The organism is Umezawaea endophytica (assembly GCF_025061645.1).
Taxonomy (GTDB): Bacteria; Actinomycetota; Actinomycetes; order Mycobacteriales; family Pseudonocardiaceae; genus Umezawaea; species Umezawaea endophytica.
The window spans coordinates 119,839-134,975 of record NZ_JANYMP010000003.1 but is presented as its reverse complement, the minus strand read 5'-3'; the positions used below and the strand labels follow the sequence as shown (position 1 = coordinate 134,975).

13 protein-coding genes are annotated in these 15,137 nt (G+C 71.9%); 6 read left to right on the top strand and 7 right to left on the bottom strand.

The genetic code is table 11. The features are described 5' to 3' along the window. Positions 1 to 18 precede the first annotated feature (18 nt). Genes NZH93_RS07965 through NZH93_RS07940 form a run of 6 tightly spaced genes read right to left on the bottom strand, consistent with a single transcriptional unit; the run spans position 19 to position 9,432 of the window. Positions 19 to 1,080, bottom strand: coding sequence for an ABC transporter permease (locus NZH93_RS07965; protein ID WP_259622302.1), 1,062 nt, complete (start codon positions 1,078 to 1,080; stop codon positions 19 to 21). Continuing rightward, positions 1,077 to 2,564 carry a sugar ABC transporter ATP-binding protein gene (locus tag NZH93_RS07960; protein ID WP_259622301.1) on the bottom strand — a complete coding sequence of 496 codons (1,488 nt, stop codon included), beginning with the start codon at positions 2,562 to 2,564 and terminating at the stop codon, positions 1,077 to 1,079. Before NZH93_RS07960 ends, NZH93_RS07965 begins: the two co-directional genes overlap by 4 nt. Further along, positions 2,561 to 4,882, bottom strand: coding sequence for a hydantoinase B/oxoprolinase family protein (locus NZH93_RS07955; RefSeq protein WP_259622300.1), 2,322 nt, complete (start codon positions 4,880 to 4,882; stop codon positions 2,561 to 2,563). The genes NZH93_RS07960 and NZH93_RS07955 overlap by 4 nt, the downstream gene beginning before the upstream one ends. An 11-nt stretch (positions 4,883 to 4,893) precedes the next feature. After that, on the bottom strand, positions 4,894 to 6,996 hold the full coding sequence (locus NZH93_RS07950) for a hydantoinase/oxoprolinase family protein (RefSeq protein WP_259622299.1): 2,103 nt from the start codon (positions 6,994 to 6,996) through the stop codon (positions 4,894 to 4,896). Between the two features lie 19 nt (positions 6,997 to 7,015). After that, positions 7,016 to 8,638, bottom strand: a complete 1,623-nt coding sequence (locus NZH93_RS07945; RefSeq protein ID WP_259622298.1) for an FAD-dependent monooxygenase — start codon at positions 8,636 to 8,638, stop codon at positions 7,016 to 7,018. Then, positions 8,635 to 9,432 carry an alpha/beta fold hydrolase gene (locus NZH93_RS07940; RefSeq protein WP_259622297.1) on the bottom strand — a complete coding sequence of 266 codons (798 nt, stop codon included), beginning with the start codon at positions 9,430 to 9,432 and terminating at the stop codon, positions 8,635 to 8,637. Before NZH93_RS07940 ends, NZH93_RS07945 begins: the two co-directional genes overlap by 4 nt. Positions 9,433 to 9,702: 270 nt before the next feature. Between NZH93_RS07940 and NZH93_RS07935 the strand changes: the two genes are divergently transcribed. Then, positions 9,703 to 10,131 (top strand): organic hydroperoxide resistance protein, encoded by a 429-nt coding sequence (locus NZH93_RS07935; protein WP_259622296.1) that lies wholly within the window; start codon positions 9,703 to 9,705, stop codon positions 10,129 to 10,131. Positions 10,132 to 10,195: 64 nt separating this feature from the next. Here the strand turns inward: NZH93_RS07935 and NZH93_RS07930 are convergent, their stop codons facing one another. Then, entirely contained in the window at positions 10,196 to 10,768 is a 573-nt protein-coding gene (locus NZH93_RS07930) for a TetR/AcrR family transcriptional regulator (protein ID WP_259622295.1), read from the bottom strand. 74 nt (positions 10,769 to 10,842) lie between these two features. On the opposite strand from NZH93_RS07930, the gene NZH93_RS07925 reads away from it, so the two are divergent. The 5 genes from NZH93_RS07925 to NZH93_RS07905 all read left to right on the top strand — a co-directional run bounded on the left by NZH93_RS07925 (position 10,843) and on the right by NZH93_RS07905 (position 15,121). Then, positions 10,843 to 11,439, top strand: a complete 597-nt coding sequence (locus tag NZH93_RS07925) for a TetR/AcrR family transcriptional regulator (protein WP_259622294.1) — start codon at positions 10,843 to 10,845, stop codon at positions 11,437 to 11,439. Between the two features lie 48 nt (positions 11,440 to 11,487). After that, positions 11,488 to 12,126 (top strand): TetR/AcrR family transcriptional regulator, encoded by a 639-nt coding sequence (locus NZH93_RS07920; RefSeq protein ID WP_259622293.1) that lies wholly within the window; start codon positions 11,488 to 11,490, stop codon positions 12,124 to 12,126. A gap of 391 nt (positions 12,127 to 12,517) precedes the next feature. Beyond that, positions 12,518 to 13,075 carry a hypothetical protein gene (locus NZH93_RS07915; RefSeq protein ID WP_259622292.1) on the top strand — a complete coding sequence of 186 codons (558 nt, stop codon included), beginning with the start codon at positions 12,518 to 12,520 and terminating at the stop codon, positions 13,073 to 13,075. Between the two features lies 1 nt (position 13,076). Beyond that, positions 13,077 to 14,516 carry a dihydrolipoyl dehydrogenase family protein gene (locus NZH93_RS07910; RefSeq protein WP_259622291.1) on the top strand — a complete coding sequence of 480 codons (1,440 nt, stop codon included), beginning with the start codon at positions 13,077 to 13,079 and terminating at the stop codon, positions 14,514 to 14,516. A gap of 140 nt (positions 14,517 to 14,656) precedes the next feature. Next, positions 14,657 to 15,121 carry a YbaB/EbfC family nucleoid-associated protein gene (locus tag NZH93_RS07905; protein WP_259622290.1) on the top strand — a complete coding sequence of 155 codons (465 nt, stop codon included), beginning with the start codon at positions 14,657 to 14,659 and terminating at the stop codon, positions 15,119 to 15,121. Positions 15,122 to 15,137 lie beyond the last annotated feature (16 nt).

Here is a 15,137-nt window from a genome sequence, read left to right as displayed (position 1 = left end):
GGGAACGGGATCGGGCGATCAGGCGGTCTCGCGCGCGCGGCCGCCGGACTTGCGCAGCCGGGTCACCGCCACCGCGACGAGCAGCGCGACACCGTTGAAGAGTTCGGGGATCCACACCGGGGCCCCGGCGAGCTGGAGGCCCTTGACGCCGGTCGCGAGGACGTACACCGCGACGACCGTGCCCAGGACGTTGAACCGCCCGTCGCGGAACTGGGTGGACCCCAGGAACGCGGCGGCGAAGGCCGGGAGCAGGTAGCCGGGGCCGACGGTGGGGTCGCCGGTGGCCAGCGACGAGCTGAGCAGGACGCCCGCGACGGCGGCGAGCAGCGAGCAGGACACCAGGCCCAGCACCACGACCGCGTCGGTGCGCACGCCGGACAGCCTCGCCGCCCCGGCGTTCCCGCCGGTCGCGTGGACCGCGCGTCCGAGGTGGGTGTTGTCGAGCACGTACCAGGCGACCGCGGCGAGCACGACCATCACGTACACCGACGTCGAGATCCCGAGCACCTGGTGGGTCGCGACCTCCTGGAAGTCCTGACCGAGGTCGAGGATCTGGGCGTCGTGGGACACCCAGGAGACCACCGCGAGGATGATCGAGCTCATGCCGAGCGTGGTGATGAACGAGCTGATCTTCGCCTTGACGATGAGCAGTCCGTTCACCAGGCCCACGACGGCGCCGATCGCGAGGGTGAGCAGGACAGAGGTCCACAGGCCGAGGCCCTGCACGCCCAGCAGCCAGGCGACGACGATGGCGGCCAGCCCGAGCTGGGAGCCGATCGAGAGGTCGAAGGTGCCCGCCGCGAGCGGGATGACGAGCCCCACCGCCAGGATCGCGGTCAGCGCCTGGTCGGTGAGGATGATCCGGACCGTGTCGACCGTCGGGAACGTCTCGGGCGCGAGGACGGAGAACACGGCGATCATGACGGCGAGGATGTAGAGCGCGCTGATGTTGCGGAACGCGAGCGTGCGACGCAGGCCGCGCCGGAAGTCCTGCCGCGGTGGGGCATCGGTGACGGTCATGCCTTCGCTCTCTTCGGGGTTCTTCGTGCTCCGGTCCGGTGCGGTGCGCGGGGCGCTCATGCGGGCACGCTCGCGTGGAGGACCCGGAACTCCGTCAGGTCGGCGCCCTGGAGTTCGGCGACGAGCACCCCGTCGGCGAGGACCAGGACGCGGTCGCACAGTTCCGCGAGTTCCTTGGCCTCGGACGAGGCGACGAGCACGGCCGTGCCCTCGCCCGCCGTGGTGGCGATCAGCCGGTGGATCAGGGCCTTCGCCCCGACGTCCACGCCCTGGGTGGGTTCTTCGAGCAGCAGCAACCGCGGTCGCGTCCGCAACCACTTGGCCAGCACGACCTTCTGTTGGTTGCCGCCGCTGAACCGGGCCAGCTCCATCTCGGGCGCGGCCGGGACGACACCGCAGGTGGAGAACCACGTCGCCGCCTCGCGGGCCTCGTGGCCCTTCCGGAGCCGCCGCCAGCGGCTCTCCGCGCCGGGGACCCGCACGGCCATGAGGTTCTCGACGCCGGTCATGGTCATCACGGCGCCGTCCTGGTGCCGGTCGCCCGGCACGAAGGCCGCGCCCCGGCGGATAGCGCCCCGCAGGTCGCCGGGCGCGAGCGGGTGGCCCGCCAGCTCGACCACGCCGGAGTCGCGCGGGTGTCCGCCGAAGACCATGGCGCACAGCTCGTCCCGCCCGGACCCCAGGATCCCGGCGACGCCGACGATCTCCCCCGCGTGCACGGTGACGTCGAGGCCACGGATCGACCGGCCCGCCAGACCGCGCACCCGCAGGACCGCGGCCCCGCGCTCGGTGTCCCGGCGCTCCAGCGAGTCGACGGACCCTCCCGCGACCAGGTCCACCAGTCCCGCGTAGTCGGTGTCGGAACAGGGGAGGTGACCGACGACCCGGCCGTTCCGCAGCGCCAGCACGGTGTCCGCGACGCCCAACACCTCGTCGAGCCGGTGCGAGATGAACAGGACGCCCGCGCCGCGCTCGGCGACCCGCCGCACGACCGCCATGAGCCGCTCGACCTCCGCGCCGTGCAGCGCGGCCGTCGGCTCGTCCAGGACCAGCAGCATGGTCTCGGCCTCGTCCCAGCCCTGCAAGGCACGGGCGATGGCGACGATCGTCCGTTCCGCGGGCGACAGCTCCCGCACCGGCGCGTCGACGTCGAAGTCGACGCCGAACTGGCCGACGAGCTGCCGGGCCACGCGTCGTTCGGCCGCCCTGCGCAGCGGCAGCCACGGCGATCGGCCGTGCCTGCCGCCGAGACCGAGGTTCTCCAGGGTCGACATGGTCTCCACCAGGCCGAGGTCCTGGTGGATGAACCGCAGCTCCGTCGGCGGTCCCGCCCCGTCCCGCAGGCCGATGGAACCGCCGTCCGCCGTGTGGAAGCCCGCCAGGATCTTGACCAGCGTCGACTTGCCGGACCCGTTGTGCCCCACCACCGCCAGCACCTCGCCGGGGTGGATGGTGAGGCTCACGGAGTCCAGTGCGCGGGTGGCGCCGAAGGACTTGGTCAGCCCGTCGACCCGCACCAGCGCCCGACCCCGCCCGGCCGTCATCCGAACGACCTGAAGACGTCGGCGGGCAGCGGGTGGTCGACCGGCACCACGCGGGAGTGGACGGCCACGAGGCACGTCGGGCAGAAGAGCTGGCGGAAGACGATCGGGACGTCGGTGTACACCGAAGGGTCCGACCAGATGTGCGGCCCCGCTTCGCTCGGGGGCGCGTCGCGGCGGGCCAGCGACGAGAAGAACGCGCCGTCCGCGAGGGGACCGATGACCGTGCCGCAGTGCGCGCAGGCGACCGACGGGCCGTCCGCCGAGTCCACCACGGCGAGGTTGTCGTCGAGGCGGCGGCCGGGCTCCGGTCGACCGGACGCGGCCCGCCCCGGCACGTCCGGGAGGCCCGCGTCCACCGCCCGGCGCCGCAACAGTTCCTGGCGCGCCAGCGCGGTGGCGTCGGGATCGACCTCGAAACCCCCGCGCAGCACCACCCCGTAGACGTCCCGCGCGGCGGCGGTCGAGACGCGGAACTGCGCGACGTCCTCGCGCACGCCCTCGGCGGGGCGGAGCAGCGGGTCGCCGTACCCCCCGCCCGCCTGCCAGTGCAGGTACAGCGCGTCGCCGCGGCCCAGGGTCGACTCGCCCTCGCAGGGCAGGACCTCGGTCTCCCCTCCCAGCTCACCGAGCCCGGAGGGGATGGTCACCGCTCCCTTGAGCTGGGGCAGGTCGATGCCTCGGACGACGAGGTCGAGCTGCGAGTTGCCTGGGTAGCCGCCCGCGAGGCCGACGTTCTGGTTCGCCACCTTCCCGGTCCCGGACACCACCAGGGACATCGGCTCGGTCTGGTCCGGGTGCTGCACGTAGCAGACGGACCCGCTCATGCCGCCGCGCTGCCTGCCGGGACCGCCCGAGTCGATCTGCTCGCGACGCCAGAGCGCGACCAGCGGGTAGAGGTACTCGGTCATCTCGACGTCGGGCGCCCGCGCGGAGGGGATGATCAGCCGACCACCGGTGTCGACACCGTCGTGGTGGACCTGGGCGCCGTACCCGCCCGCCATGACGTCGAAGATCGGGGAGATGAAGCCCTTCCGGCCGCCGCCGCGCACGTCGACGCCCGACACGACGCACAGGTCGGTCGTGCCGTTGCAGATCGACTGGACGTCGTCGCGGTGCGCGGGCTCGGCGTCCAGCATCTTCGCGAGCACCTCGGCCACGAGGTTGCCCGCGCCCCACGCCGGGCCGAACGGTCCCTTGCCGACGGCGGCCGGGAACGAGGCGTTGGTGATGGTGTGCTCGTCGGTGACGATCTCGAAGCAGCGCATGAGGCCGCCCGCCGCCCAGGGGATGTCCCCCGCGAGCAGCGGCAGCAGGGTGAACACGATGCCCGCCCGCAGACCGGGGTAGGGGCAGTTGATGATCCCCGTCTGCTCGGCGGTCCCGCGGAAGTCGAAGACGAGCCGGTTGTGCTCCTTGGTCATCGCCACCTTGATGGCGTGCAGGCCGCGGTCACCGGTCCGCGACTGCTCCTGGTAGCCCACGGCGGACCAGGTGCCGTCCGGCAGGGCGGTGAGCTTGGCCCGCAGCCGGGTCTCGGCGTCGTCCATCATCCGCCGCATGACCGTCTTGACCGCGTCGGCGCCGTACTTGGCGATGAGCCTGAGCACGCCGTCCGCGGCGTTCTTGTTCGCCGCGATCTTGGCCCGCAGGTCGAGCCCGACGAGGTGCGGCAGCCGTGACCTCCGCACCCACGCGTCGGCGACGTCCCGTTGCAGCACCCCGTTCCGGACGACCTTGATGGGCGGGGTGGGGACCGCTTCGCCGAACACGTCCTGCGCGGACGGGCTGAACGATCCGGGGCGAGACCCGCCGAGGTCCACCTGGTGCGCGATGGCGGTCGTCCAGCCGAACAGCTTGCCCTCGTGGAAGATCGGCGCGAGGACCGCGGCGTCGTTCTGGTGCAGGCCCCCGCCGATCCACGGGTCGTTGCACAGGAACATGTCGCCTTCGGCGATCCCGGGGTTGTCGCTGCGGTTCCGCAGGGTCCAGAAGATGGCCAGGTCCATGGAGCCGATCAGGCCGATGTTGTAGGTGCCGACCTGCACCTGGTCGCCGATCTCGTCGCAGATCGAGAAGTTGTAGTCGTTGGACTCGGTGACCACGTGCGATCCCGACATCCTGCGCAGGGTCTCGCCCATCTCCTGCGTGATGGCCCACAGCCGGTGGCGGACGACCTCGTAGGTGAGGGCGCTGACGTCGTCGACCCGCCGGTCGTCGACCCGGTGCAGGACGAGGTCGGGCGAGATCTGCTCCAGCAGCTCCTCACGGGGCACGGGGCGGCTGGTGAACGCCTCCGAGCCGGGGATGGTGGTGCGCATGGCCGATGTCCTCACTGGTAGCTCATGACGAGGTTGCCGAGGCGGTCGACGCGTCCGAGGACGCCCGCCGGGATGACGACGACCGTGGTCGGCACGTCGACGACCGCCGGACCGGCGATCTCGTGCCCGGCCCGCAGCCGCGAGTAGTCGTAGACGGGGGTCGGCGCGTAGCCGATCTGCGAGTCCAGGCACACCGGGCGCCGTTCGAGCAGCGCCGCCGACGGGTCCGGCCCGTCCGCCTCGTCGATCTCCGGCAGCGCGACCGGGAAACCGAGGCTCGCCTTGGCCCGCATGCGGTAGGTGATGGCCTGGACGCCCGCTTCGCGGTAGCCGGCGCCGGAACCGTTGATCCGCTCGTACTGCTCCTCGAAGCGGTCCAGGACCTCCTGCCCGGTGCGCTCGGTGAACGCGCCGTCGGGCACCGGGACCGAGAGCTCGTAGACCTGCATCGAGTAGCGGAGGTCGACCTCCCGGTGCAGGACCACGTCCTGGAACTTCACCTGCTGCCGGTTGAGCGCCCGGTCGAGCTCGGCCCGCAGCCGGGCGTAGTGCGCTTCGAGCACGGCCGGGTCGACCGGGAAGGTGGAGGGGTCCGAGAGTTCGGCGCTCACCACGACGTCCGACGCCGCGAGCCCGTACGCCGAGAACGCGGACGCGACCGGGCCGAGCGGCACGACGACCTCCCGCACGCCCAGGTCCCGGCAGTAGCCGGCGCAGTGCGCGGGGCCCGCGCCGCCGAACGCGTAGGCGACGAAGTCCCGCGGGTCGTACCCCGCCTGCACCACGGCACGGCGCAGCAGGTCACCCGCCTGGGCGTTCTGCACCTCGTGGATCGCTATCGCCGCCTCCTCGACCGTGAGGCCGAGCGGCTCGGCGACGTGCTCGCGGATGGCTTCCCTGGCGAGGTCCTTCCGCAACGGCTTGCGCCCGCCGAGCAGCCCGCGCTCGTCGAGGACGCCCAGCACCAGGTTCGCGTCGGTGTTGGTCGGCCTGGTGCCGCCGTTGCCGTAGCAGGCTGGGCCGGGGACCGCCTCGGCGCTCCGCGGGCCGAGCCGCAGGTTGCCCCCGGCGTCCACGGACGCGAGCGCGCCGCCGCCCGAGCCGATGGTGTGCACGCGGATGGTCGCCGCGTTGATCGGGAACTGGTTGACGATGGAGCCGGGCGCCATCAGCGGTTCGCCGTCGACGATGAGCCCGGCCAGGAACGTGGTGCCGCCGACGTCGGTCGTGATGACGTTGCGGTGCCCGAGTTGTTCGGCCAGGCGCAGGCCACCGATCACACCGCCGGAGAGGACCGAACCGATCGTCGTGATGGCGTGCTCGGGCGCGCGCTCGGCGGTGATCGTGCCGCCCTCGCTCTGCATGACCAGCAGCGGCCCCTTCAGCCCGCCATCCTCGAGCTGCCGCCGCAGCGGTTCCAGGTAGGTGCGCAGCCGCGGTCCGACCTGGGCGTTCATGATCGTCGTCGACGTCCGGGCGAACTCGCGGATGCGCGGGCTGACGTCGGAGGAGAGCGTGACGTACAGGTCGGGTGCGACCTCGTGGACCAGCTCGCGGACCCGCCGCTCGTGGTCGGGGTTCTTGAACGACCACAGCAGGCACACGGCGATGGCCTCGACGCCCTGCTCCACCAGCGCCCGCGCGACCCGCCTGACCTCGTCCTCGTCGAGGGGGACGAGGACTTTGCCCGCGTGGTCGATCCGCTCGGTGACCTCCAGGGCCCGGTACTTCGGGATGAGCGGGGCGGGCTTGCGCTGCCGGAGCGTGTCCTGGATCTCGTGGGCCGACCGGCCGAGCGTGCGGCCCTCCGCGTTCATGATGTAGATCGAGTCGCGGTGGCCCTTGGTGGCGATGAGCCCGACGTCGGCCACCGTCCCCTGGACGAGCGCGTTGATCGAGGCCGTCGTGCCGTGCGCGATGAAGTCTGTCTGCGCGAGCAGTTCGCCCACCTCGACGCCGAGTTCGGCGGCGAGCTCCTCGATGGCGCGCAGGACGCCGACCTCCCGGTTCGGCGGGGTCGTGTGGGTCTTGGCCGACACGATCCGGTCCACGCCGTCCGAGGCGACGGCGTCGGTGAAGGTGCCACCCACGTCGATCCCTAGTGCGTATGCCATGTGCTTCTCCTGCTTGCTGTTACGGCGTCGGGGGTGGGAGAAACCTGCCGGTCGCGGTCCCGAGGACTTCGCCGGGCCGGTCGTGGGTGGCTCCCATCCAGGCGACGTGCTGGTCGGGGCGCACGAGGACGAGGTCGGACGGGTAGTGCTTCGGCCACCGCTCCGGGAGGTCGAGCACGGTCAGGGGGACGCCGAGTTCCGCGGCGGCGGTCTCCCAGGCGCTGACGTCGGTCCCGCCGCCGGTCCGGACGAGCGTGAAGTCCGGGCCGAGCACGTCGAGGACCGACCGCCCGTCGGGGAACCAGACGTGCGGGAGGCGGAAGCCCGGTCGTGCCACGCGGTCGTAGGTGCCCAGGTCCACGGGTGGCCGCGCGTCACCGCCGAGCACGATCGGCGAGTCCGCGTAGTGGTAGCCGAAACTGAAGCCGTCGGGGGAGTACCGGTGCGGTTCGGTCGTCGCCAGCCGCCGCGCGAGGTCAGCGCGCGCGAGGTCGCCCGCGGTGCCGGGGAGGTGGATGTCGGGCGAGACCTCGGCGAGCGAGGCGCGCGCCGCTCTGCCCACGGCGTCGGCGAACTGCTCCCCGACGGGCTTCCGCTCCAGCTCGTAGGCGCCCAGCAGCGCGGTCGGGGCCCACCCCCGGTGCACGGCGGCCAGCATCCACGCGAGCGTGGCGGCGTCCTGGATCCCGGCGTTCATCCCGAACCCGCCGACCGGGATCCAGAGGTGCGCCGCGTCGCCAGCCAGGAACACCCTGCCCCGCTGGTAGCCGTCGGCGACCAGTTGGCGGCCCGTCCACCGGACCACCCCCAGCACCTCGTGCTCGACGGGACCGCCCACGGCCTCCTGGAGGAGCTGTTCGGGGTCCTCGGCGTCGGTGTCGTGGTCCGGGTCGAAGGCGACGTGGTTGAGCCAGAGGTCCTCCCCGTCGACGGCGATGAGGGCCGACGGCCTGCGGCCGAAGGTCCAGTAGGTCCAGGCCGGGTCCCGCGCCGCCAGGCGACCGAGTTCGGGCGACCGCACGAAGGTCGACACGAACCTCCGGATCGCCTCGACACCGCGGTACCGAACGCCGAGGTGGCGCCGCACGACGCTGTGGGCGCCGTCGCAGCCCACCACGTACTCGCACCGGAGGGTCCTGGTCCGCCCGTCGGACTCCACGGTCGCCTCGACGTGGTCCGCGTGCTGCCGCAGGTCGACCAGCCTGCACCCGCGCTCGACGGTCAGGCCGGGGGCGCGGTCGGCGTGCCGCTCCAGGATGGGTTCCAGGAAGAGCTGGGAGATCCGGTGCTGCGGCTCCGGCGTCGGCCACCCCTCGCGCCCGAGGCCCTCCAGCACCGCGCCGGACGAGGGGAGCGGGATGCGGTGGATCTCCGGGCCCCGGAGGGTGGTGCGGTACTGGATCGAGGTCGGGTGGTCGCGGGGGAGACCGGCCTCGCGCACGTCGTCGGCCACGCCCAGCCGGCGGAAGATCTCCATCGAGCGCGCCGAAGTCGTGTTGCAGCGCGGGTTCGCGGCGCGTTCGGTCGTGGCCTCGACGATCCGGCACGGAACCCCGCGCCGCGCGAGGTCGAGACCGAGGGTCAGTCCGGTCGGGCCCGCCCCCACCACGAGGACGCCGACGTCGTCACCTGTGCCGCTCATGGTGCGAGGAACCTCTCTACGTGACCGCAGAACTCGTCCGGGCGGTCGACGTGGATCCAGTGGCCCGCCCCCTCGACGACCTCGAGGCGGGCCTGGGGGAGCGCCGCCACGAGGCGTTCCGACACTGTGACCGGCGCGACGCGATCCCGCTCGCCGTGCAGGGCCAGGACCGGACTGTCGACAGTGGACAGGTCGAGTCGCGGGACCTCTGCGGCGTCGGGGAGGAACATGGCGCGGAACGCCACCTCGGCACCGGGCCGCAGCGCCTGCGCGTGCCGGTAGCCGGTGAGTTCTTCGAGGAGGTCCGGGTGGTCGTGCTCGTCGGCGACGAGGCGGCCCAGCGCCGCCCTCATCGAGTCCCGCGTCGGGTCGTCGTAGAAGGGGACGCGCGGTGGAAGTGGACCCGTGCCCGCGCCGCCCATGACGATCGTCTTCTCGACCCGGTCGGGTGCCGTCGCCAGCAGCGCCAGCGCGGCGGCTCCGCCCGCGGCCGAGTTGCCCAGGACGTGGACGCGCGCCAAGCCCATCCGGTCCAGGAGTTGCAGGACCTGGCGGGCGCGGGCCCGCGCCCAGGCCGTCGGACCTCGCGGCAGGTCCTGTTCCGCCGCCGCCAGCACGACCTGGCTGCCGAAGCCGAGCAGGTCGGGCGCGACGCAGTCGAAGCGCTCGGAGAGGCGGGGCCGCACCGTGCGCCAGTTGCTCCTCGCGTCGACGCCGGGGCCTCCGCCGTGCAGCAGCACGAGCACGGGTTTGGGGGCTTTCCGTTGCTCTCCGGCGACCGTCTGACCTGGCATTCGACCTCCTGTATGTAACGTACGCTACAACGTAACGCCTGAGATGTCCGTTGTCACTAGCGGGGCTGGGGCGGGTTGCCGATGGCGATGCGGATCGTCGGGGTAGACGAACTGGTACGTCCACCATAGGTCATCGCCAACGGGAGGTGATCGCGCCGTCTTCCAGTCAGGCTTGGGGTTTCCCGTGCGGGGGCGGGCGTGGTGTTCGGCGTCAGGCACTGCTACGTTCAGTTGGTAGAGTTACTAGTTCGTCTACCTGAGGAGCCACTCATGGCCGAATCCCTGTACACGGCGACCGCGACCTCGACCGGCAACGGCCGGGCGGGAGGTCGCGGGCGCACCGACGACGGGCTGCTCGACGTCTCGCTGGCGCTTCCGAAGGAGCTGGGTGGTCCCGGCGGCGCGACCAACCCCGAGCAGTTGTTCGCGGTGGGGTGGTCCTCGTGCTTCCACTCGGTGCTCAAGCTCGTCGCGGGGCAGCGGAAGGTGCGGATCGACGACTCCTCGGTGGTGGCGCGGGTGAGCGTGCACCCCACCCCGGAAGGCGGCTTCAGCCTCAGCGCCGCGCTCCACGTCCAGCTCCCCGGACTGGACCAGGGCACCGCTGACGAACTCGTCGAGGCCGCGCACGTGGGCTGCCCCTACTCCAACGCCACCCGCGGCAACGTCCCGGTGACGCTCGAAGCCTCCGTCGCCTGATCACGGTTCGGTGGCCGTGACCCCGTCCGGTCACGGCCACCGTCGCTCCACTGTGGAGGGGCGGTCAGCGCCTGCCGCCGTGGATCACGGCGTCGCAGCCCCGCAGGAACGCGTCGGCCGTGCGGCTCGGTTCGCCGAGGTAGCCGGCGATCATGGCGCCGTCGCGCAGCAGGAGGAGCGTTTCGGCGGCGGTGGCCCGGTCCGGCAGGTCGAGCGGGGAGATGAGCTGGTCGAGCGTCCTCTGGTACCAGGACCGGTGAGCGTCCACGACCCGGCGCACGGGGCTCTCGGGGTCGGGGTACTCGGCGGCGGCGTTGATGAAGGCGCACCCGCGGAATCCCGGAGCGCAGGCCGCTTTCCCGATCTCCTCGCCGATGAACCGGAGCGCCTCGTCGACGTCGCCGTCGGCCTTGGCGATGGCCCCTCCGACGCTCTGGCGCTCCAGGGCGGCCGTCTGCTCCAGGTACGCCACGATCAGGTCGTCCTTGGTCCTGAAGTGCCGGTAGAACGTCACCTTCGTGGTGCCCACCCGATCGATGACCTTGTCGGCGCTGACCGCTCGAAGGCCCTGCGCGTAGAAGAGTTCGGTCGCGGCCTCTAGCAGCCGCTCTCGCATCGACGGGTTCACCGCGACCACGATACGGACCTCGCGCACTCCCGCGCCGAGTCGGCCGAATGGAAGACCGAACGTTCTTTCGCTATTATGGTCCGATGGTGCGCGGTGAACTTGAGAGCAGGCCGTCCGAGGCGCGAACCCGGCTGCTCACCACGGCGAGCGGGATCTTCTACGCGGAGGGCATCCACTCCGTCGGGGTCGACCGGATCCTGGCCGAGGCGCAGGTCACGCGAGCCACCTTCTACCGGCACTTCCCCGGCAAGGAGGACCTCGTCCTCGCTTACCTGAGCGCCGCCGACCAGGCCATCCGCGGTCAGGTGGTCGCGGCCGTCGCAGGCGGGCTGCCGCCCGCCGACGTCCTGCGCGCCGTCGCCGAGTCGATCGCGGCGGGCATCCGGTCGCAGGGCTTTCGCGGGTGCGCCTTCCTGAACGCCGTGGCGGAGTACTCCGATCCCGGCCACCCGGTGCACCAGGCCGTCCTCGCCCACCGGCAGTGGTTCCTGGACACGGTCGCGGAACTGCTGGCGCGCGTCCGGGAGGAGTCGGCCGAGCCCGCCGCCCGGCACTTCGTTATGCTGCGCGACGGCGCCATGGCCTCTGGTTGCCTGTTCGACCCGGACCTGGTCTGCGAAACCTTCCTGCGGGGAGTCGAGGGACTCGTGAAGACCCACGCCCAGTCCGACCCCGCCTGACGTCGACCTGATCATGGGCGCCCGGTGGGGCGGACCTATCATGGCCGCATGGTGAGGGATCCCGGCTCCGCGCCGTCCGCTGCCGGCCTGAACAGCCGTGAGGTCATCTTGAACGCGGCCCGTGCCCTCATCGACGAGAAGGGCTACGACGGCATGGCCATCTCGGACCTGTGCGCGGGGTCCGGGCTCCCGGCCAGCTCGATCTATTACCACTTCGGGAACAAGCTCGGTGTGCTGGCGGCGCTCCTCGACCGCACCTTCGGCGAGCTGCACTCCCTGTTCCCCAGCCCGTCCTCGTTCGACGGCCTGGCACCGGTCGAGCGCCTCGAGGCGTGGTTCACGGCGGCGTGCCGGTCCCTCGACGAGCGACCGGACTACCTGCGCCTCCTGGTCGCCATGAGCGTCGGCCTCCAGATGGAGTCCGAGGCGGTCCACGCGACCGTGCGCCGCATCCGGGACTACGCCCACGCGTCCTGGGTGGACGCCCTCACCCCCGTCTTCGCGCCGAACGGCGGCGAGGAGGGCGAGGCCGTCGTCAAGCAACTGGCCGTTCTCGGGCGAGCGCTGACGGACGGCCTCTCGGTGACCAACAGCTTCGACGGCATCTCCTACACCTCGCAGGTCGCCCCGTTCGTCGCCCTGGTCCGCGGTCTGGCGGAGCAGCGCGGCGGGAAGCGGAAGCGGTAACCGCGGCTTCGATCCGGGCCGCCGGTGGCCGACGTGTCGCGAACGTTGTAGAGTGATCGCTACATACAACTCTGGAAAACCGTGCTGGCGGCGTGGTTTCGGGAGCGTTCCCGTGTCCGCGTGATCGCCTGTGCCGCAACGGTTCTGTGTGTGGAAAGCGCTTTCGCGGGGTCTTGATGCCGCGCGTCGGGTGACTGCTGTCGTGTGGGTCCACGGCGTCGCAGTCCCGCCGAGGGGGATAGAACGTTCTGTCTTGACAAGGCTGAGCCGTCGTGGCAATACTGGTCCAAGAAAGAACGTTCGGTATCGCAGCGGAAGTCTTCAGCGGATCGTCGCTCCCGACGTCGGACGGCACCGCCGCCCACCGGTGCACACCCTGGAAAGGATCATCGTGACCACCCTTGACTCGCCCGCCACCAGCGGGTTCGCCCCGGCACTGCGTCGGCTGTACTTCGTCCGGTTCGCGTTCGCCATCGTCTGGGCGGGCCTGCTGTTCGCCACCAAGGCGGAGGTCGGAGCGCTCGGCATCGCCCTGGTCGTCATCTACCCGCTGTTCGACGTCGGCGCGGCGGTCGTGGACGCCCGGTCGTCCCGCGTCACCGGATCGCCGGTCGGCCTGTACGTGAACATCGCGATCAGCTCGCTCGCCGCCATCGGCCTGGCCGTCGCCGGTGCGTCCGGTGTCCCGGCGGTGCTGCGCGTGTGGGGTGCCTGGGCGATCGTCTCCGGGCTCGTGCAGTTGGCCGTGGCGCTCGGCCGCCGCAAGATGGGCGGCCAGTGGCCGATGATCCTCAGCGGGGGCATCTCCGTGCTGGCGGGCGGGTCGTTCATCGCGGGGGCGTCCGCGCCGAACGCGGTGCTGACCAACGTGGCGGGCTACGCGGTGCTCGGCGGCGTCTTCTTCCTCGTCTCGGCGCTGCGCCTCGGCCGCTCCGCCAAGGAGAGCTGACGTGGGCACGACCACGTACGACGTCGTGATCATCGGCGCGGGCCCGGTCGGCGAGAACGTCGCGGACCGGGTGGTGCGGGGCGGTTTGACCGCTGCCGTCGTCGAGCGGGAACTGGTCGGCGGCGAGTGCTCCTACTGGGCGTGCATGCCGACGAAGGCGCTGCTGCGCAGCGGCGCCGCGCTGCGGGCCGCCCGGCAGGTGCCCGGCGCGCGGGAGGCCGTGACGGGTGAACTGGACGTGGCGGCCGTGCTCCGCCGCCGCGACGCGTTCGCCTCGAACTGGCAGGACGACGGCCAGGCGTCCTGGCTGGAGCAGATCGGCGTTCCGCTGCACCGCGGTCACGGCCGGATCAGGTCCGCCCGCGTGGTGGAGGTGACCGGCGCGGACGGCTCCACGACCTCGCTGACCGCGCGGCACGCCGTGGTCGTGGCGACCGGGAGCGGTGCGCTGGTCCCGGACATCCCCGGCCTGCGCGACGCGAAACCGTGGACCAGCAGGGAAACGGCCGCCGCGAGCAGCGTCCCCGGCAGGCTCGCGGTCATCGGCGGCGGTGTCGTGGCGTCGGAGATGGCGACCGCGTTCGCAGGCCTCGGATCGTCGGTGACGGTGCTGGCCCGCGACGGCGTGCTGCACCTCGCGGAACCGTTCGCCGGCGAGCTGGTCGTGGAGTCGTTGCGGGACAAGGGTGTCTCGGTGCGCGTCGGCGCCGAGGCCGGGTCCGTGAAGCGCAACGACGACGGAACGGTGTCCATCACGCTCACCACCGGTGAGCAGGTGGACGCCGACGAACTCCTGGTGGCGATCGGCCGCACGCCGAACACCGCGGACATCGGCCTGGACGGCATCGGCCTGAAGCCGGGCGCCTGGCTCGAGGTCGACGACACGCTGCGGGTCGTCGACGGTGGTGGTGAACCGCTCGACGGGGGCTGGCTGTACGCCGCCGGTGACGTGAACCGCCGTGTTCTCCTTACCCACCAGGGCAAGTACCAGGCTCGCGCGGTGGGTGACGTGATCGTGGCCCGCGCGAAGGGCACAGCGGTCGAGGACGGCCGGTGGGGTCGTCACGTGGCGACGGCCGACGAGCGCGCGGTGCCGCAGGTGGTGTTCACCGAACCGGAGATCGCGTCGGTGGGCCTGACCGCTGCCGCCGCCGAGGCCGCCGGGCTGCGGATTCGCGTGGTGGACCACGACCTGGCCGCGGTCGCCGCGTCCTCCCTGCACGCCGAGGGCTACCGGGGCCACGCTCGAATGGTCGTCGACGAGGACCGGCAGGTGGTCGTCGGCTTCACGCTCGCGGGCCCGGACGTCGCGGAACTGCTGCACGCCGCCACGATCGCGATCGTCGCCGAGGTGCCGCTGGACCGGTTGTGGCACCCGGTCCCGGCGTTCCCCACCGTCAGCGAGGTGTGGCTGCGCCTGCTGGAGGCCTACGGCCGCTGACTCCTCCGACCAAGGGAGGGATCTCCTCGACGCCACCGGTCGAGGAGATCCCTCCCTTGGTCCGTTCGTGTGATCCTGGCTCGAAAAATGCCGGGGCGAAGTGGTCCGTACGACCATGGGACGGGCGCGGGGAGGTGCACGTGATCGGTGGCGGGAGCCCGGAGCAGGTCGAGCGCCAACTGGAGGAATGGGCGCGGCAGGCCGAGCAGAAAGCCGTGCGCTACCAGCAGATGGGGTCCGCGGTGTCCGCGGTCAGCGCCACCGAGTCGACGCCGGACGGAATGGTCAGGGTGACCGTGAACAGCTCGGGCGCGCTGTCGAACCTGGAGCTGACCGACCGGATCTCCGAACACCGGGGCGCCGAGGTCGCCGCGCAGGTCATGGCCTGCGTCCAACGGGCGCAGGGCAAGCTCGCCGCCCAGGTGTCGGAAGCCATGCAGGCGACCATCGGGGACGACCAGCCCACCATCGACACCGTCGTGGAGGGGTACCGGCAGCGCTTCCCGGAACCGGTGGAGCAGCAGCCCGACCCGGACGCCGGGTACCGCCCCATCGGTGGGCTGGCCGAGGACGACGACTGGGACGGCGGCTCGATCCTGCACTAGTGGCGAATCAGGGGGT